The organism is Pseudomonas sp. CBS, from assembly GCF_024734645.1.
Classification (GTDB): domain Bacteria; phylum Pseudomonadota; class Gammaproteobacteria; order Pseudomonadales; family Pseudomonadaceae; genus Aquipseudomonas.
This window is the reverse complement of record NZ_CP102929.1, coordinates 4,715,984-4,734,556: the sequence shown is the minus strand read 5'-3', so window position 1 is coordinate 4,734,556 and position 18,573 is coordinate 4,715,984. Positions and strand designations below refer to the sequence as shown.

The 18,573-nt window shown below is 56.3% G+C and carries 17 protein-coding genes, 1 tRNA gene and 2 pseudogenes; 14 read left to right on the top strand and 6 right to left on the bottom strand.

Annotation, left to right across the window (positions count from 1 at the left end):
- Window positions 1-45: 45 nt before the first annotated feature.
- Complete coding sequence (locus tag NVB75_RS21705) at window positions 46-1,011, bottom strand: arsenic resistance protein (protein WP_258343245.1); 966 nt, start codon at window positions 1,009-1,011, stop codon at window positions 46-48.
- A 172-nt stretch (window positions 1,012-1,183) separates the two neighbouring features.
- Here NVB75_RS21705 and NVB75_RS21700 point away from each other — a divergent pair, with 172 nt between their 5' ends.
- Together NVB75_RS21700 and NVB75_RS21695 are read left to right on the top strand one after the other, a co-directional pair.
- The gene (locus tag NVB75_RS21700; protein ID WP_258343243.1) at window positions 1,184-2,104 is read left to right on the top strand and encodes an alpha/beta fold hydrolase; all 921 of its coding nucleotides are present in this window, start codon (window positions 1,184-1,186) and stop codon (window positions 2,102-2,104) included.
- A 73-nt stretch (window positions 2,105-2,177) separates the two neighbouring features.
- Entirely contained in the window at window positions 2,178-2,591 is a 414-nt protein-coding gene (locus tag NVB75_RS21695; RefSeq protein WP_258343242.1) for a hypothetical protein, read from the top strand.
- Window positions 2,592-2,726: 135 nt separating this feature from the next.
- Here NVB75_RS21695 and gabP read toward each other — a convergent pair whose 3' ends face one another.
- Entirely contained in the window at window positions 2,727-4,118 is a 1,392-nt protein-coding gene (gene gabP / locus NVB75_RS21690; RefSeq protein ID WP_258343241.1) for a GABA permease, read from the bottom strand.
- Between the two features lie 554 nt (window positions 4,119-4,672).
- On the opposite strand from gabP, the gene NVB75_RS21685 reads away from it, so the two are divergent.
- The 5 genes from NVB75_RS21685 (at window position 4,673) to NVB75_RS21665 (ending at window position 8,904) form a co-directional block, all read left to right on the top strand.
- A complete protein-coding gene (locus tag NVB75_RS21685) occupies window positions 4,673-5,446 on the top strand; it encodes an ABC transporter ATP-binding protein (protein ID WP_017478155.1) in 774 nt (257 codons plus the stop codon).
- Window positions 5,447-5,459: 13 nt separating this feature from the next.
- Window positions 5,460-6,212 carry an ABC transporter substrate-binding protein gene (locus NVB75_RS21680; RefSeq protein WP_258343239.1) on the top strand — a complete coding sequence of 251 codons (753 nt, stop codon included), beginning with the start codon at window positions 5,460-5,462 and terminating at the stop codon, window positions 6,210-6,212.
- A gap of 73 nt (window positions 6,213-6,285) precedes the next feature.
- Complete coding sequence (locus NVB75_RS21675) at window positions 6,286-6,981, top strand: ABC transporter permease (RefSeq protein WP_010169038.1); 696 nt, start codon at window positions 6,286-6,288, stop codon at window positions 6,979-6,981.
- Between the two features lie 38 nt (window positions 6,982-7,019).
- Complete coding sequence (locus NVB75_RS21670) at window positions 7,020-7,709, top strand: ABC transporter permease (RefSeq protein WP_177071123.1); 690 nt, start codon at window positions 7,020-7,022, stop codon at window positions 7,707-7,709.
- Window positions 7,690-8,904 carry an SAM-dependent methyltransferase gene (locus NVB75_RS21665; RefSeq protein ID WP_258343237.1) on the top strand — a complete coding sequence of 405 codons (1,215 nt, stop codon included), beginning with the start codon at window positions 7,690-7,692 and terminating at the stop codon, window positions 8,902-8,904. Before NVB75_RS21670 ends, NVB75_RS21665 begins: the two co-directional genes overlap by 20 nt.
- Window positions 8,905-9,146: 242 nt before the next feature.
- Here NVB75_RS21665 and bcsQ read toward each other — a convergent pair whose 3' ends face one another.
- Window positions 9,147-10,088: a cellulose biosynthesis protein BcsQ gene (bcsQ, locus tag NVB75_RS21660; protein ID WP_258343236.1), complete on the bottom strand. Its 942-nt coding sequence runs from the start codon at window positions 10,086-10,088 to the stop codon at window positions 9,147-9,149.
- 372 nt (window positions 10,089-10,460) lie between these two features.
- Here bcsQ and NVB75_RS21655 point away from each other — a divergent pair, with 372 nt between their 5' ends.
- From NVB75_RS21655 to NVB75_RS21635, 5 genes and pseudogenes are all read left to right on the top strand, one after another.
- Window positions 10,461-10,697 carry a DUF2790 domain-containing protein gene (locus tag NVB75_RS21655; RefSeq protein WP_258343235.1) on the top strand — a complete coding sequence of 79 codons (237 nt, stop codon included), beginning with the start codon at window positions 10,461-10,463 and terminating at the stop codon, window positions 10,695-10,697.
- A 168-nt stretch (window positions 10,698-10,865) separates the two neighbouring features.
- Window positions 10,866-10,941, top strand: a tRNA-Thr gene (locus NVB75_RS21650).
- 164 nt (window positions 10,942-11,105) lie between these two features.
- Complete coding sequence (locus tag NVB75_RS21645; protein WP_258343234.1) at window positions 11,106-12,434, top strand: integrase arm-type DNA-binding domain-containing protein; 1,329 nt, start codon at window positions 11,106-11,108, stop codon at window positions 12,432-12,434.
- 904 nt (window positions 12,435-13,338) lie between these two features.
- A pseudogene (locus NVB75_RS21640) lies at window positions 13,339-13,734 on the top strand (integrase); the annotation flags it as partial.
- A gap of 393 nt (window positions 13,735-14,127) precedes the next feature.
- Window positions 14,128-15,993 (top strand): hypothetical protein, encoded by a 1,866-nt coding sequence (locus tag NVB75_RS21635; RefSeq protein WP_258343233.1) that lies wholly within the window; start codon window positions 14,128-14,130, stop codon window positions 15,991-15,993.
- A gap of 645 nt (window positions 15,994-16,638) precedes the next feature.
- Here NVB75_RS21635 and NVB75_RS21630 read toward each other — a convergent pair.
- Entirely contained in the window at window positions 16,639-17,187 is a 549-nt protein-coding gene (locus NVB75_RS21630; protein ID WP_258343232.1) for a hypothetical protein, read from the bottom strand.
- Window positions 17,180-17,373, bottom strand: a pseudogene (locus NVB75_RS33150) (integrase); the annotation flags it as partial. The pseudogene NVB75_RS33150 and the gene NVB75_RS21630, both read right to left, overlap by 8 nt.
- A gap of 97 nt (window positions 17,374-17,470) precedes the next feature.
- On the opposite strand from NVB75_RS33150, the gene NVB75_RS21625 reads away from it, so the two are divergent.
- Window positions 17,471-17,659, top strand: coding sequence for a hypothetical protein (locus NVB75_RS21625; RefSeq protein ID WP_258343231.1), 189 nt, complete (start codon window positions 17,471-17,473; stop codon window positions 17,657-17,659).
- 73 nt (window positions 17,660-17,732) lie between these two features.
- On the top strand, window positions 17,733-18,230 hold the full coding sequence (locus NVB75_RS21620) for a hypothetical protein (protein WP_258343230.1): 498 nt from the start codon (window positions 17,733-17,735) through the stop codon (window positions 18,228-18,230).
- Here the strand turns inward: NVB75_RS21620 and NVB75_RS21615 are convergent.
- Window positions 18,203-18,463 carry an ogr/Delta-like zinc finger family protein gene (locus tag NVB75_RS21615; RefSeq protein ID WP_258343229.1) on the bottom strand — a complete coding sequence of 87 codons (261 nt, stop codon included), beginning with the start codon at window positions 18,461-18,463 and terminating at the stop codon, window positions 18,203-18,205. The two genes, NVB75_RS21620 and NVB75_RS21615, sit on opposite strands and share 28 nt — an antisense overlap.
- Window positions 18,464-18,573 lie beyond the last annotated feature (110 nt).

Here is an 18,573-nt window from a genome sequence, read left to right as displayed (position 1 = left end):
ACCCCACGCTGAATGCCCCCTGAACGGAATCAAACATTCATCCGCCTAACGACGAGCGGGCCAGATCAGCAGCGGCACCAGCCGGATGTAGAGTAGCTCTCCCACCAGTTCCACCAGGGTTTGCGTGATCACCGCAGCGGCGGCAAGCCCGCGGATGTCTTCAGGCAATGCCAGCGCCAGCGGCAGTACCACCAGGGAATTGCGGGTGGACGCGCTGAAGGTGACCGCCCGCGCCGTGGTCGCCGGTAGCTTGAACAGTCGCGAAGCCAATGCCCCCATCAGCGGGGCCAATAACAGGAAGCCGATATACACCGGGATCACCGGCGCCAGCAGGCCGATATCGCGGACCACTGCGGTGATCTGCGAACCGATCACCACCATCAACACCAGCGCCATGGCCGGTACGGGTAACCAGGCCCAGGCATCGTTCCACGTGCTGATGACTGCGGATCGCCGGGACAGGGAAGTCGTCAGCACCGCCAGAATCATCGGTGCAACGATCAGCAGCAGGAAGGCCTCTACAAAGGGCCTCACCGCCACCACCACCTGCGACTGCGCCCCCAACATCACTCCCAGATACACCGGCAACAGCAACAGTTGCAGCAGCAACAGAACCGGGGTCGCCGCAAGCATCAGCCGCGAGTCACCCTTGCCGATATGAGTGAACACCACCACGTAGTCGATGCATGGCGTCAGCAGCACCAGCAACGCGCCGATCAGAATCGCCGGGTGATCCGCCAGGCCACGGGTCAACGCCCACACCAGCAGCGGGATCAGGATGAAGTTGGCCAACAGCAACGCGGCCATGAAGCGTTTGTTGCCCAGGCCCTGGCGCAGGTCCAGAAACGGGATTTGCAGGAACATCGCATACATCAACACGGCGATGGCAGGTGTCACCAGAGTGCCCAGGCCCTGGGCCATGGATGGTGCCACCAGGCCGACAACGACGGCGAGCAGCACGCTGGCGAAGTAGAGGGGGATCTGGTTTTGTTCGAGTGTGTCGCGGGTCATGGGCCGGCTCTGGTGGGCGAAAGGGTCTAAGCCTAGGCATCTGTGCCGCTCAGGTCGAGCCTCAGAAAAATCCCCGGGGTCTTCGTAGCAGAAATTTGTTAGTTTCGACTTCTTATAAAACTGCGCACGGGCCTTTGACACCCCATCGAAAGCGCAATGATCGAGCCTGCTCATGAACCTGCCAGTCCGACCTCAAGCCGAAGCATTCCGCGAGTCCGCAGCCGATGGGCATTCCATCGGCGGCTTCACGTGGCGCCATCCGCGCACAGACTTTGAACGCCCGGTCGTCATCATCAACGCCGCTACCTCTGTGCGCTGCCGCCACTACTCACGGTTTGCCGATTACCTGTTTGCCAATGGCTTCGACGTCATCACCTACGACTACCGCGGCATCGGCGAATCCCGCAGCGGCTCGCTGAAAGGGTTCAAGGCCTCGTGGTCGGATTGGGGCGTGCTGGACTTCGAAGCGATCCTGCAGCGGGCACAGCGGGAGTTTGCCGGCCAGCCGATTGATGTGGTCGGGCACAGTTTTGGCGGATGTGCGGCGGGACTCGGGGCTTCCGGCGCGGTAATTCGGCGCCTGGTGACGGTAGGCGCGCAGTTTGCCTACTGGCGCGACTACGAGGCGAGCGGGCGCTGGCGGATGTTTGCCAAATGGCATGTGGTGATGCCATTGATGACTGCGTTTTTTGGCTACTTCCCGGGCAAGCGCATGGGCTGGCTCGAGGATACGCCGGCGGGTGTGGTACGCGATTGGAGCACGCCGACGCCGGGTTATGAACAGCGCCCCAGCGGGCGGGCCTTGGGTGAGTTGCCGTTTTCCCGGGTGAAGGCACAGGTATTGGCGATCAGCATTACCGATGATCCGTTTGGCACGGTGGCGGCAATCGAGCGCCTGCTGGGTTATTTCAAAGGCAGCGAGCGCACGCATCTGCGGATCGCCCCTGAAGATATCGGCGAAAAAGAGGTCGGGCATTTCGCGTTCTTTCGTAGCCAATATCAGGATCGGTTGTGGCCGATTGCATTGGCATGGCTACAGCGGGGAGAGTTGGCCAACGGCACGCCGGGGCGCCAAGTGACGGATCGCACCTAGAAAGCCTTGGGATTTCCCCAGACCTGCGCTTCAATACCCCACCCCCAGATCCTGACACCAAGGACGTGAGCCCATGGCCTCGCCGAACAAGCAGCAAAAACGCGCCCACCGGGCAAAAGCCAAGGCCAAGCAGAACCGTACCCAACGCGCCGTCGCGACCAAGCCGGACGCCTTTGCCGGCGATGACAGCCGCATCGATCTTGAGTCAGTGGATTTGACCGAGCTGTTCCTGGAAATGCGCACCGCTGGCGAAACCAGCCAACAAGCGCTGTGTGCGGCGTTCCTGGCGCACCCGCTGTTGGCGGTGGTGCTGGAGCAGGAAGGTGAAGAGGAAGCGACCGACTTTATCCTCGCGGCACTGATCGAGTATCGCCAGTGGGCCACGGATACCGAGGATGAAGCGGCAGCGCTGGCGTGGATTGAATCGCCGGAGTTTCAGGCTGATTACGTCGCGGCGTCACAGGCGCTGGTTAGCTCCGAAGACTGATACAAAACGAAATGTGGGAGCGGGCTTGCTCGCGAAGGCAGTGTGTCAGTCAGCTCAAATGTCGACTGATCCACCGCATTCGCGAGCAAGCCCGCTCCCACATTTGATCAACGGTATTGCGACGAAAGCATTCCGTCAGTTAAGCACCGCCGCCCCAACCTTCCGGCCCTTGCGCCGACGCGACACAATCAGCCCCGCCGCAATCACCAGCAAGCTCAGAATCCCGGTGGCCATGATCTCCACCTGATGCGCGTCCTGGAACAACATGATCGTCAGCACGCCCACGATGAACACGATCACCGCATACGTCAGGCCCGGGAACAGCCACATCTTGAAGGCAATCTTCTCGCCCGCTTCCGTGCGCTTCTGGCGCATGCGCAGTTGCGACACGGCGATCACCAGGTACACCAGCAGCGCGATGGCGCCGGAGCTGGCCAGCAGGAATTCAAACACCGCCGCCGGGGCCACGTAGTTGGCGAACACCGCCAGGAACGCCGCGCCGGTAGACAGCAACACCGCCCAGTAAGGCGTGCCGCTCTTGTTGGTGATCTTGGACACCGCCGGTGCATCACCGCGACGGCCCAGGGAGAACATCATGCGTGAAGCGGTGTACAGCGCCGAGTTCAGGCAGCTGGTCACGGCCACCAACACCACCAGGTCAACGATCAGCTTGGCATTCGGGATGCCCATGCGTTCCAGCACCGTCTGGTAGGAACCGACCGCTGCCAGCGCAGGATCATTCCATGGCACCAGGGCCACCACGATGAAGATCGACACCAGGTAGAACAAGCCGATCCGCCAGATCACCGAGTTGGTGGCCTTGGAGATCTGCTGGCCAGGGTTCTTCGATTCAGCGGCCGCGATGGTCACGATCTCGGTGCCCATGAACGAGAACATCGTGGTCAGGATCGCCGCCAACACCGCGCCCATGCCGTTTGGCAGGAAGCCCTGGGTGTCGAACAGGTGCGAAACGCCGCTGACCTGACTTCCCGGCAGGAAGCCGAAGATCGCCAGGATGCCGAGGATCACAAAGCCAATGATCGCCACCACTTTGATCAGCGCAAACCAGAACTCGAACTCGCCGTAGTTCTTTACGCTGAACAGGTTGGTCGCGGTCAGCAGCAAAGTGATGATCAGGGTGAAGGCCCAGATCGCCACGTTGGGGAACCAGGCGTGGAGGATGGTCGCGGCGGCGTTGGCTTCCAGCGGAATCACCAGCACCCAGAACCACCAGTACAGCCAGCCGATGGTAAAGCCGGCCCAGTGACCAATCGCACGGTCGGCATAAGTCGAGAACGAACCCGTGTCCGGGGATGCCACGGCCATCTCGGCCAGCATGCGCATCACCAACACCACCAGCGTACCGGCGGCCGCATACGCCAGCAGCACGGCCGGGCCTGCGGCAGCAATCGCGTGGCCGGAGCCGACAAACAAACCGGCACCAATAACGCCGGCAATCGACAGCATGGTGACGTGACGCGGTTTGAGCCCCTGTTCGAGGTCATTGGAGCTTTGCGTACTACTCATTGACACACCTTTGCGAGGAATTGCGAATACGGTCCACCCGGCCTGACGTCTTTCTCGTGAAAAGAAACCAACGGGGCGTTCTTTATTTTTTACGCAAGATTTGCGCCAAAATGTTACAGGGCCGCGATTGACGCGGCCTGTAGGGAAACTCAACAGCTCTCGTAAGTCACTGACACTAATGGCATTCCGCTATAGCGTTACTGTGCGACCCACTTGAAGTACGAACAGGCGCACCAAAAACACACACAAATTGTGCGTGACGCCCCATTAGAGGGCTGATAAGGACCGTTCGCCGGTTTAACCCTTCCAACACCCGGCCAAAGCTGGCACCATCGCGCCCTTTTTTACGCGAAGCCTGTAGGCATCCGGGTTCAAACGGCTGTTCGGTTGTTGATGGCGCGACACACTGCTGTGCCGATGCGACACCCTGCCGCAGACCGTCTGTTTACCGCCTGCAGGGCTGTTGGCTGTCATCCAAACGCTATGCTAGCTTGGCGCCTCGCCAGGAAGGCGGGCCAACAGCAGGAGCGCAATGAACACAATGAGGACCGCACATGGCTGAGGCCACGCCCGCGCTTGAAATCCGCAACTTGCATAAACGCTATGGTGAGCTGGAGGTACTTAAAGGTATCTCGCTGACCGCCCGCGACGGCGATGTGATCTCGATCCTGGGTTCCTCCGGTTCCGGCAAGTCCACGTTCCTGCGCTGCATCAACCTCCTGGAAAACCCGCACCAGGGGCAAATCCTGGTGGCCGGTGAAGAACTCAAGCTCAAGGCCGCAAAAAACGGCGAGCTGGTAGCCGCCGACGGCAAACAGATCAACCGCCTGCGCAGCGAAATCGGTTTTGTGTTTCAAAACTTTAACCTGTGGCCGCACATGAGCGTCCTCGACAACATCATCGAGGCGCCACGCCGGGTGCTCGGCCAGAGCAAGGCCGAAGCCATTGAAATCGCCGAAGCCTTGCTGGCCAAGGTCGGCATCAGCGACAAGCGCCACGCCTACCCCGCGCAATTGTCCGGCGGCCAGCAGCAACGCGCCGCGATCGCCCGCACCCTGGCGATGCAGCCCAAAGTCATCCTGTTCGACGAGCCGACATCGGCCCTTGACCCGGAAATGGTTCAGGAAGTACTTAATGTGATCCGCGCACTGGCCGAAGAAGGCCGCACCATGCTGCTGGTCACCCATGAAATGGGCTTCGCCCGTCAGGTGTCCAGTGAAGTGGTGTTCCTGCACCAGGGCCTGGTCGAAGAGCAAGGATCGCCACAGCAGGTGTTTGAAAACCCGCTTTCGGCGCGCTGCAAACAATTCATGTCCAGCAACCGCTAACGGAGCAACATGCATGCAGAACTATAAAAAATTCCTCCTGGCTGCCGCCGTTTCGATGGCGTTCAGCGCCACGGCGATGGCCGAGACCTTGAAAATGGGGATCGAGGCGGCCTACCCGCCGTTCAACAATAAAGATGCCAGCGGCAACGTCGTCGGCTTCGACAAAGACATCGGCGACGCCCTGTGCGCGAAGATGAAAGTCGAGAAGTGCGAAGTGTATGTCTCGGACTGGGACGGCATCATCCCGGCCCTGAACGCCAAGAAGTTCGACTTCCTGGTCTCCTCGCTGTCCATCACCGATGAACGCAAGCAGGCCGTCGACTTCACCGACCCGTACTACTCCAACAAGCTGCAGTTCATCGCGCCTAAAGCCACCAAAGACTTCAAGACCGACGCGGACTACCTGAAGGGCAAGATCATCGGTGCACAGCGCGCGACGCTGGCCGGTACCTACCTGGAAGACAAGCTGCCGGACACCACCGCCAAGCTCTACGACACCCAGGAAAACGCCTACCTCGACCTGACTTCCGGCCGCCTGGACGGGATACTCGCCGACAAGTACGTGCAGTACGAGTGGCTGAAAAGCAAAGACGGCTCCGCCTACGAATTCAAGGGCGACCCGGTGGTTGAGAGCGACAAGATCGGTATCGCCGTACGTAAAGGCGACCCACTGCGTGAGCGCCTGAACAAAGCCCTGGCTGAAATCAAAGCCGACGGCACCTACAAAAAGATCAACGACAAGTACTTCCCTTTCAGTATCGAGTGATCCTGAATGGCCTGCCCGGCGCGCTCGCTTGAGTGCGCCGGTCCTGAGCTTTGCCTTGCGAAACGACTAAACCATGAATTTCGACCTCTACGGATTCGGCCCGGCGCTTGCCGCTGGTGCGCTGATGACCGTCAAGCTGGCGCTCACCGCCCTGTGCCTCGGGCTGGTGCTCGGCCTGGCCGGCGCCCTGGCCAAGACTTCCCCGTACAAGCCGCTGCAATGGCTTGGCGGCGCCTACTCCACCCTGGTTCGCGGCATTCCGGAACTGCTGTGGGTACTGCTGATTTACTTCGGTACGGTCAACCTGATGCGCTCCCTCGGGGAGTTTTTCGGCAACCCCGACCTGTCCCTCAGCGCCTTCGCCGCCGGTGTTATCGCCCTGGGCCTGTGCTTTGGCGCCTACGCCACGGAAGTCTTCCGCGGCGCGATCCTCGCCATTCCCAAAGGTCACCGTGAAGCCGGTGTCGCACTGGGCTTGTCGAAGTTCCGGATCTTCACCCGGTTGATCATGCCGCAGATGTGGCGCATCGCCCTGCCGGGCCTGGGCAACCTGTTCATGATTCTGATGAAGGACACCGCGCTGGTTTCGGTGATCGGCCTGGAAGAAATCATGCGCCACGCGCAGATCGGCGTGACCGTCACCAAGCAGCCCTTCACCTTCTTTATGGTCGCGGCCTTCATGTACCTGGGCCTCACCGTCCTGGCGATGACCGGCATGCACTTCCTGGAAAAACGTGCCGCGCGCGGCTTTGCGAGGAGCACGCAATGAGTGGCGACTACAGCTGGCTGTCGCATTTCGACCTTGGCCTGAACTGGGCCGTGATCATCAAGTGGCTGCCGAAACTGGCCCAAGGCGCAACCCTGACTCTGGAGCTGGTGGCCATCGCCGTGATCGCCGGCCTGCTGCTGGCAATCCCGTTGGGCATCGCGCGTTCTTCGCGCCTGTGGTACGTGCGCACCCTGCCCTACTGCTACATCTTTTTCTTCCGGGGCACACCGCTGCTGGTGCAGTTGTTCCTGGTGTATTACGGCCTGGCGCAGTTCGACGCCGTGCGTGAAAGCTTCATGTGGCCATACCTGCGGGACCCGTTCTGGTGCGCCACCGCCACCATGACCCTGCACACCGCCGCCTATATCGCCGAGATCCTGCGCGGCGCGATCCAGGCCATCCCGCCGGGTGAGATCGAAGCGGCGCGGGCGCTGGGCATGTCCAAGCCCAAGGCGCTGTTCTACATCATCCTGCCGCGTGCGGCGCGCATCGGCCTGCCGGCCTACAGCAACGAAGTGATCCTGATGCTCAAGGCCAGCGCCCTGGCCAGTACCGTGACCTTGCTGGAACTGACCGGCATGGCCCGCACGATCATTGCCCGCACCTACTTGCCGGTGGAAATCTTCTTCGCTGCCGGGTTGTTCTACCTGCTGATGTCGTACGTTTTGGTGCGCTTCTTCAAGCTGCTGGAGCGCTGGTTGCGGGTCGATGCCTGCCAAGGGCGCTGACGCCATGTTGACGGGTGAGCCGTTGCTCGCCCGCTTCCAGGCACTGGACGCGTTTCTCACCGGGCATCAAGGGCTGTGGCGACCACGGCCCTTTACCCATCTGCAATTGCCGTGGGAAGCGCAGCATCCCGAGCTGGCCAACTGGCTGCGCCAACGCTCGCTGGCTGAGGCGGAACGCAGCCATAACCAACCTCATAACCTGCCGGCGCCCGCGCCGTTTCCCGAGCTGGCGGCCCAGTCGCTGAGTCTCGGTGCTGTGGATAACTTACCGTCCACTGCACTACCGGCCGCTCACCATCGCCTAAACGTCGATGTTCCCGGCCGCAAATGGCAGCAGATAGAAGCCTTCGGCGCCGCCCTGCAATTTTCTAAAACACCCCAGCACTGGCTCGACTGGTGCGCCGGCAAGGGCCACCTCGGCCGCCGCCTGCTGCAACCCGGGCAGCAACTGACCTGCCTGGAATATGACCCGGCACTGATTGCTTCAGGGCAAACACTCAGCGAACACCATCGAATGCCCGTCACCCATCGCCTGCAAGACGTGATGGCCGACGTGCAGATCAGCCCCGACCAAACCCCGGTCGCGCTGCATGCGTGCGGCGACTTGCATGTACGCCTGCTCCAGCTGGCCAGCGCCGCCGGCTGCCAGCAACTGGCTGTGGCGCCCTGCTGCTACAACCGCATCCGCGCCGAGGAATATCAACCGCTGTCGATTGCGGCCCAGGCTTCATCACTACGTTTATCAGTGGAAGACCTCGGCCTGCCGTTGAGCGAAACCGTCACCGCCGGCGCGCGCGTACGCCAGCAGCGCGATACGTCGATGGCCAGGCGGTTGGGCTTTGATGTGCTGCAGCGGCAACTGCGCGGTTGCGACGAGTACCTGCCGACCCCGTCATTGCCTGCAAGCTGGCTGACCAAGCCGTTCACCGACTACTGCCGGGAACTGGCTGTGCTCAAGGGATTATCCACAGGCGAGCAGGATTGGTCGGCACTGGAGGCCCAAGGCTGGCAGCGCTTGGCGCACGTGCGAAATCTGGAATTGCTGCGTGGTTTGTTTCGGCGCCCGTTGGAAATGTGGCTAGTGCTGGACCGGGCATTGTTGCTCGAAGAAAACGGCTACAGGGTTCAAGTCGGCAGCTTCTGCGAAACACCGCTGACCCCGCGTAACCTGATGCTGCTTGCCGAGCGCAATTAAAGGGCAATTTGTCGCAGCGTGCCCTGTGGATAAGTCTGTTGATGGAATTCTGTTGCGAGCCCTGGCGGCAAGCTTTACAGGGCAAAATGCTGATTGGTCATTTTTTATTCACAAAATAAAACGCACGCAAAACAGGCAGTTGTAGCGTGATGAGAACGCCTCCGCAAAATTGCTGTTTCGTGACAGGTTGAACCAACCGATTGTGCATAAGCGTCTGGCGTTAGTGGCATAACCCGGTCTTTTCAGCGGGCAATCAACAGGCGGCAAAGCTCATTGAGATCGTCACAGGCCATGCTTGCGGCGCCTCTATCCAGCGGGTCGCTGCCGTAGGCCAGGGCTTCGCTGATCGCCGAATCCCGGTGCACCACTTCCAGCAGATTTCCACCCAGGCGCTTCTTGAACACCTCGACCATGTCGAGGCTGAAGCCGGAAGTCTCGTCAAGTTGGTTGATCACAAAGTGGCACCGCAGCGCCGGCTGACGATCAATGTGTGGCGCCAGCAACTGCTCCATCTGCTCCAGAGTGCCGAGGGAGGCGGCATCCGCCTGGGCGATGACCAGCACCACATCGGCCACGTTCAGTGCCTGATGCAGATAGACGTTGTTGCCTGCCGGGGTGTCTATGATCACCGTGTCCTGCTCGCTAAGACCGAGGGCCGAGAGGTGCTGCGCCAACCACTGCGGTTCCTGCTTGAGCCAGCGCTGCAGGTCTTCCTGCTGACGCATATCGGTTTCACCAAAAGTAATCACCTGGCAACCGGCAAAGCCCGAATGAAGGATCTGGCTCCAGCGCTCGTTCTGCAGGCTGGTGCGCCCGATGCCGGGCAAAGTGTGGCTCAGGCCGAAGTGGTGATAGAGGGCGTTTTGCGGGTCCAGGTCCAGCGCTACCACCGGCCGCCCCAGGCGCTGCAAACCGCTGCTCAGCGCTGTGGCCAAGGTGCTGCGGCCGACACCGCCATTGACCGACACCAGCGCCACCACATTCGCACGAATGGTCGCGGCTTCGCCGGACTGCTCGTTGGCACAGGGGGAATGCCGGGAGAACGACGCGCCGCTGCCCATGTTGAGACTGGCGCTGTCGTCGATGGGCATGTCTTCGAAAAATTGCAGCATCGAATCCATTCCCTGGACATCATTGGCAGTTGTCTTATTAAACAACTCAAAAAGTTCGTCAGTACGGCTCATCGCCAACACTCCATCACGACGCATCTTAAAGACGTGAAAGGTCAGCTGTACTGATGCTTACCGCAGGTCTTTTTGTGGGCGCCTTTGTGTACGCATTCTGTGACAAAGGAATGAAAGTGTCATTATTTTGGTCTTTCTGAAGAAATCTTTACGACGAGCGGTAAATGGTCAATTTAATGACTAGCCCTCGCCAGATCCGAGCATGTCCGCAAATACCTCTGATGGCTGTGCTCGTGTATCAAGGTGTATGAAATCCATCTCCTATACATGCCGAGGCAAAACCCCGAGGTGCATGACACAGGCCGGATACCTCCCAGGCGCTCAATAGGCTCCAACGCAACACACTCCTATTGAACCTCAGAGGACACCACTATGAACCGGAACACCTTCATCGCCAGCGGCTTGCTTGCCTTGCTCAACATCGCCGCCTTCTCGGCCCAGGCCGAGGCCAGCCCCAAGCTGGATATTCAGCAAGTGCTGTCGACCGTCGACGATGGCGGCGCGGCGTGCGGCGTGGTGAATGCGCGGATGACGTACCTGGATTCCCATGGGCAGAAGCAGGTGTTTGAGTACATGAAGTTTGCGGATTCGTGTAACGAAGGCAACTGATCGGAACACATTCTTTTACGGGCTGACCCTAGATGGCCTTCGGGCTGAGGAAGCCATCCCCAGTGGTCAAAATGAGCTGGATGCGAGAAAACCTCTGTGTCTGCAAAAATAGTCAGAATTCAGGGGTTTACAGATGCTTGCCAATCGCTATAATCGTCGCCCTAACACGCCGGTATAGCTCAGTTGGTAGAGCAACTGACTTGTAATCAGTAGGTCCCGGGTTCGACTCCTGGTGCCGGCACCACATTAGGCTCCATTGCATTCCACCGAATGCTCTGGAAGCCCCGAAAACCCGCCATTTGGCGGGTTTTTTCGTTCCAGGACCCTCTGTCGGGATCCAACAAAATCCCCCTTCCCCGAGGGTATGTTAGGGGTACTGCGATTTTCCGGTCAGGAGCGCGTACCCCTATGCCACGTCTAGCGATCCCCCTCAGCGACCTGCAATGCCGCACGGCCAAAACCCGCGAACGCGCCTACAAACTGTTCGACGGCGGAGGCATGTACCTTTTCGTCAAACCCAATGGCGTGAAGACCTGGCGCTTGAAGTACACCAAGCCCAGCGGCAAGGAAGGTACGCTCATCATCGGCAATTACCCCATCGTTACCCTTTCCGTCGCACGACGTAAGCGAGACGAAGCCAAGGCGTTGCTGCTCGACAACCTCGACCCAATGGAAGAAAAGAAGAAGGCCAAGATCGTAGCCCAGCGGGCGGCACTGCTTTTCGAAACCGTTGCTCTGGAGTGGCACGCCGATATGTCCCGTCGCTGGACCGAAGGACACGCAAAAACCGTGATGAGCCGACTGCGTACCCACGTCTTCCCGCTGATCGGCCAACGCCCCATCGCTGAACTCGATACCCACGACCTGCTAGAGATCACCCAACGCATCAAGGAACGCGGCACCATGGATGTGGCGTTAAGGGTACAGAATTACTTATCCACCATCATGCGCGGGGCCAAAAGAGCCCGGCAGATCACCATGAATCCTGCACTGGATCTGGCAGGCTCGCTTCACGCGCCGCGCACAGTCCATCGCCCAGCCCTCTCTCTCAACCGCCTACCCGAACTGCTGCACCGTATCGACAACTACAACGGCCGCGAACTGACGCGCCTCGCCGTCCTGTTGACGTTGCATGTATTCGTCCGCTCCAGCGAACTGCGCTTCTCTCGATGGAGTGAGTTCGACCTCCAACGCGCCATGTGGGAAATCCCCGATACACGCGCACCGATTGAAGGGGTACGCAACTCCACACGAGGGACCAAGATGAACGGCGACATTCAAATGGTTCCGCTATCGCCGCAGGTCATCGAAATACTGGAGCGCCTACGCAGCCTCAGTCGTTTTTCAGAGTTGGTGCTACCGGGCGACCACAAGTACTGGAAGCCCATGTCCGAGAACACGGTGAACACCATGCTCCGCAACGTCGGATATGACACCAGCAAGGACGTATGCGGCCACGGCTTCAGGACCATGGCCTGTAGCGCCCTCCTGGAGTCCGGGTTATGGACCGACGCAGCCATCGAAAGACAAATGAGCCACAAGGAACGCAACCGTGTGCGTGCCGCGTATATCCACAAGGCCGAATTCCTCGAACAGCGCAGGCTGATCATGGCGTGGTGGAGCAACTACATCGACGCCAACCGCCATGGGCATGTGACACCCCACGAATTCGCTCACCCAGTTGGAGACAACATCACGGCCCTACAAAATAGCCGTGGCGCATCCAAAAGTGGATAAGCCTATGAGATCACCGTTGTCCGCCCTTCCACGCGGGTCCATCCAAGCGGGGCTGCAAAGCCGCCCTGCTTGGATGGACCTCATTTAAAAAATCTAAAGCCCACGCAAATTGTCTGTGGAAAACCATAGATTTCCACCGGTGGATAATTTCATCCACAGCCGCAGAATTCCCGAAAATTGGAGTCTTGACCCGAATTATCCACAGGCGTAGAAAAGGTCGGGCAAAGCGCTGTCGTTGACAGCAACCCAGGTAGCCAGAACCTTTAAGGCTACGCCACACCGTGGTGGTTCTCCCAAAGTGCGATTAGCGTCCGGCGGCTCGCACGGTCACAGCGATGTGATGGATGCCTACTTTTACCAGTATGCCCACTGCGGCAACTCATCCCCTTTCATAGCTGCCCTGCAGCAACCTATCCGCTTAGCCATTTCCTTGCGCCAACCTGCGCCCGTCTCTTTCTTCCGGAAAGAGACGGGCGCTCCTACCGCTGCTGCAGCCCACCTCGTACAAGGCATTGCGGCATTTCCCCTCGTGACAATCGGCGTGACAAACACCGAAGTCACCAGCAACAGCGATGCAGATGATGGTGCCGCAGCCCACGGGATGGACTGCACCTGACTGACAGTCAGGCATGCCCCGGTCATCGCTTCACTGCCTTCACCTGACTCAGGATCTCGCGGCACTGGTCTCGTCAGCCAGTGCAGCCTCCACCCGCCCACCGGTAACGGTGTTCAGGAGGCCAGATCATGAGATGCCCAAGCTCCCGGTCGTAAAGAGCCGCCAGTCCCGCGCTAGTGGACAACCCTCACAGGTCGCAGGGGCCTTGATCCCTGATAACACTCAACATTCTTGGCGGGATGACGTGGGGAAAAGCTTCAACGTTTTGACTTCGAGAAGAGTTTGATCATGGCGTTGGTCGGTAAACGGGACGAGCGCAATTTTGGCTATGGCCGGCAATTGAGCTACGCCGGGCCGCAGGCTCTGAAAGATCTAGTTGGCAACGGGCATTACAGCACGGTCAAGGCGTACAGCGATCGGCAGACCTTGCTGGACTACGCCGAACATCTGCGCGCGCAAAACCGGCTGTCCAGCGTGAACCGGACCACGGCTGCGCTTTGCGGCGACCAGCATGTGAAAGCCGTGAGTCCGAGCAAGACATTGGGAATGCGGCAAATCAGTGTTCGTCGTTCTGTGCTGCAAGGCCAAGACCGCGAATAGGTAAAGAGGATTGTCGACGAGCTCTGCGAACACCAAATGCCGCACACCGCCATCGCGGCGTTAGCGCGAGCCACCGGCATGCGCTAGGACATCCCTAGCCGTTAGTTTGCACACACGAAGCCAAGGGGTATTATTATATATACGGCTGAACATGGCTAAATTGAAGTCATCTGATATGCAGCCATTGCATCGCGATGTCCATCAGATGTCTGGAGCATTGACCCATAATCAGAAAATGTTGGCGGTACAGGTGGGATGTATTACTTGAGATCTAAAGCACGACCACCTGCTGGGCATAATTTTCAATCAATACCTTCATTGGTGGCTATTTTCGAGCTACATGGCTCATCGATAACGATCGAAAGCCCATTCGAGACGATATTGATTTTACATTTTGTTTTAGTTTAGTATTCATATAGCTCAGGGCTTTTGAGCTATTGAATTCAAGCTATCTAATGGACTATTGAGGTCGGGCGAGTGCAAAATCTTTTAGTAAACCTGGCAATTGTCAAGGCCAACTCAGAGAAAAATCTGGGGGTCCTTGATAATTACATACCTATTTTTGCATTCTGCCTGAAGCAGATAAAAACCGAATTCGTAAGTGTGGCAGAGGTACAGGAGAAATTCGCTGAGCTAGCGGAGTTCAAAGCTCCTCAAGCTGTTCTTCTGAGCCTGATAAAGAGATCTACAAAAAAATATAAATTTTTAGATCGCGTTGAAGGTGGCGCATATAAAATACTGCGGGATAATCTACCTATCGATGAGTATGAGAGGATTAGGGATTCTGAGATTCGGAAATTTAACGGATTGAAGGCAAAGTTCGTGGCGTACTGCCATGATATTCACGAAACCGCATTTGAAGAAAGTGATATTGAGTCAGGCTTTTTTGAAACCCTCTATTTATTCGCCCCCAAACTATACAAGTCAGTTGCAGTAGATAGCCATGCCCTTGGGGATCACGCAGAACAGCAAAAATTGCTCACTGCAAAATTTATACAGTACTGTAGTGTCAGTGATCATGATGCGTTACTGGTTGTTGAAGCTTTTGTAAGGGGGGCCATGCTTACGGAAGTGTTCTACTATAGTGATCCCGATAGAGTAGAAGGAGCTCTTCGCGATATAAAAGTTTATTTCGATACGGAGTTCCTGATCCGTGCATTGGGATTGTGCGATCCTGATTTAACGTGCCTATCTACCGAGCTGATAGATATGCTGGCAACGATGGGTACAAAGATGCGATGCTTCAGGGATACGTTAAATGAAATAGATGGGATATTGTATGCGGCTCAGCTAGCAAGAGGAAGCGGAGCGCTTCGCCCAAAAAAGCCTGGCGACGTCTTTGACTATTACAGTTTAAAAGGGGCTTCTGTCTCAGATATTCAGCTAGACAGATCAATGTTGGAAAGGAAGCTGAAGAAATTAGGTGTCCACGTGGAGGATCGACCGGCTCATATTCGCGAGTTAGGATTGGATGAGACATTGCTATCTAGTATTTTGGATATACACCTGAACCAAAAGCCAGAGGCCAGAAAACACGACATAGACTGTGTCACAGCGATTCATCGCATAAGAGGTGGACGCTCCCAAAATTATCTTGAATCTTGTGGCGCAATATTTGTCACCACTAACTCGGCGCTGTCTAAGGGAGTAACTCAATTCTTTAAAGATATTCACGGAAGATCTGATATTTCAGTTTGCATGCCTGACCAAGTATTTACTACGCTAGTATGGATGAAGGCGGTTAAGAAAAAGCCGCTACTTCCTGCGAAGATGATAGTTGCCAACTGTATAGCCTCTTTACAACCCACCCAAGAAAACTGGACCGAATATTTATTCGAAATTGATAAGTTGGAGCAAGCGGGTGAAATCACTACCGATGATTTTTATTTACTCGTACACTCAACGGAGGCTAGATTCATTCTGACAGATTCCATAATTAGCGCTAATGACTCTATATATGGCAGCCCCCAAAAAATACTTCGTCAAATAAAAGAGAATCTTGTCGGCGAGCTTGTCCGTGAGAGGGATCAGGGCATAGAGGTTATTGCTGGATTGCAAGGAGTTGTTAATCGTTTTAAATACTGGCTGAATTGTGGAGTAAAGGGCTTAACCGTAGGCTGTTTACTTGCCATTTGTGCGTACGCTTGGTTGGTTATTAATGCCGGAGCCAGCTATACCGACGTACTTGCATTACAATTTACAAAAGGATTTGTTTGTGCCGTACTAATGGGATTACTATCGCTGGCTTACATACTATTCTCTATTCCAGGATTTAAGTTGATGTGCAATATAGGGCAATCATCGGCAAATTGGGCAGTGAAAAAAGTCTTTGGTGACATTTGACTACCCTAGATTAAAGACTAAAATCATCGCCAAATTAGCTAGACCATTAAATGCTCGTAGTTACGATCCTACCTATAGTGCCAGAATGCATCTCAATGGGCTCATCGCTAATGACATAAAGAATATAATGGCTAGCTTACGGTTTGGCCCGCCAGCACTGAAAGTCAGTGCGCCCAGGTATCCGTAAGCTAGCCATAGGCAGACTTAATCGCTGCTTTTGATCCAGAAAAAACCTCTGCACCTAAATTTGGTTGTTTGGCGATGACTTCTTTTGACCGACTCCTGTCTATTACCTATGACTTAACGGCCGGCAAGGTTCGAATTCAGGCGATTTACCATACAGTACGCCGTTCTGAACTATTTACGTACACGTCGATAGCTCGTGAATGCCGTACAAATCCCCGATTCGATTCCATTGAACGCCATAACTAGCTGATTTATTTATAGTTACTAGTTGGGGTACGCTAAATTTTCCACCAACTTCCAGACCCGCAGAAAACCTAGTCTCGCCGAAACATACCGTTCGTCTGGTGCCGGCACCATATCTCGAAGCCCCGCAATGCGGGGCTTTGTGGTTTCTGGGGTTTAGAAACTTCGAAAATTTTGGGTGCCGTTTTTGGGAAAACGTCCACAAACCGTTCACACTCAAATTTTTCTACGGGATTTCAAGCGCTGCCATAGAGAGCGAGAAGGCTTGGTAAGCTCTTCTCCAATCCCAATCGCGACCTCAAGAATTTCCGCTGTCTCTCCCCAGTCAGCATGGTTCGTCGAACCTTTGGCCAGAATTCCGCCATTCGAGAGATCCGCTCGTACGCTATCTGCCAACTGATAGAAACGCACTATTTGGGCAGCCTCAGTCGAAGACAATGCGCCTAGGCGAGACAAGTTCGCCTGATAAACCCGGTTGTAGTTCTCTCCATTCGGCAGGGCGAAACTCACCTCTTTTTCGTCCAACGAATCCAACCGTGCTTGGGGGAGATCGGCCAGTTGTTTTTCAAACAGCCTAAGTTCTCGCAGGTAATGCCGTCGCTCGACCATTTCGAGCAGCGCTGAAACTTCCGCGAGAAGGGATGCCCTTACACTTGCACGCTCTTTCCGGGCCTGCATATACCAAAGCACGACAGGACCGCTCGCTCCTGCCAAGCCCGAGGCAAGCGACACATACACCGTCGTCCATTCAATCCCTTCAAACATGGTCCTCAGCCTCAGTAGCTTTCACTTTCGATAGGGGATTTAAATGGATCACCTCAGCCAAATGCCCCGGGCTGAAATGTGCGTACTTCATCGTCATTGCCAATGAGGCATGACGTAAAACCCGCTGCAACGTCAGGATGTCTCCCCATTCATCATGTAATGACTGGCCAGGCTACCACGCGGAACCAGGTTAACCGAGGGCATCACTATGGATAAGCGCGTGTACATCGATGGTGAAATACATGTCTTGTCGGATGACCAACTCTAACAAGCCCGCAAACAAATGGGGCTAAGCTCGGACGCTCAACTGCTGGGCACTACCCGGCTACTGGAGTTCGACACTGGCTACGGAGTGGTGCGGTTCCCGCTGCCAGGCAAACAAGTCGTCACCGCCTTCGAAAGCCCATGCGGTGAACGCTTCTACGGCGTAGTGACCCTGGACGCATTGAGCTACCAACTGCTATGGGTATGACGTAGAACCCTCTACACCCGCACATCACAAGGGCGCCAAGCGCCCTTGTTTTTGTAATCAGATAAGACTGCCGATGAACTTCGGTCGCGCCCTTTCCCGACCTACTTCTCTCCACACCACCTACTACATCCCGCGATCTAGAGCCTTCAGAATTTCCGAATTCAAAACAAAACTTGTCAGCAAAACACAATTTGAATCAAGGGTGACAGAGGCGAATGCGCTCAATCAAGCGCGTGCTTCCGACGGTTTGCTGGGGATATTACCTACTTACATTTGTACATTGGCAGGGGACTGGCGGGGTAAAGAACCTTCAATACACTACCGTCCCAACGACATCGAAAAAGGAAGAATCGTTGTGAACCACTCCAAAGTCTGCACTTTGAAATTAATGGAAGAATTCGAAGAATGCGGCCACAGCTTCGCGCTGCTGATCGACTTACTCGCCGCTGACCTATATCCGACGCCACGCGCGAAACTGGCGTTGCTGGAATACGGCGTTGCCCAGCTGAAACGCTTTGAACAAGCAGAAGAGCGACTGCATGACTACGTGGAGGATGCCACGCCCAGTTGATCGAACAAATCCCTCTGCTGGCTCTTGGACAAACTGCGCAGGCGGTCGAACAACAACCGGTCGACCGCCTGGGCGGAAGGGCTCAGGGTGTGGGAGAAGGTCAGGTTGGCTACCCAAGTGTGTCCGCATTGAGCTGAACTGCATTGGCAATAAAGGCGCACAAACTCCAGCGATAACTCGTCGCGTGAAGCAATTCGTCCCCTCTCTCCACATACCTTGCAATAAATCCGCATGCCCACCCCATATCGGCGCCTACCAAGTGCAATTTACCACTTTATAGCCGCACAACGAAGACGCTAAGGGAAACTTAGAAGCACCCTTATGAATACGTCTACCGTTTATA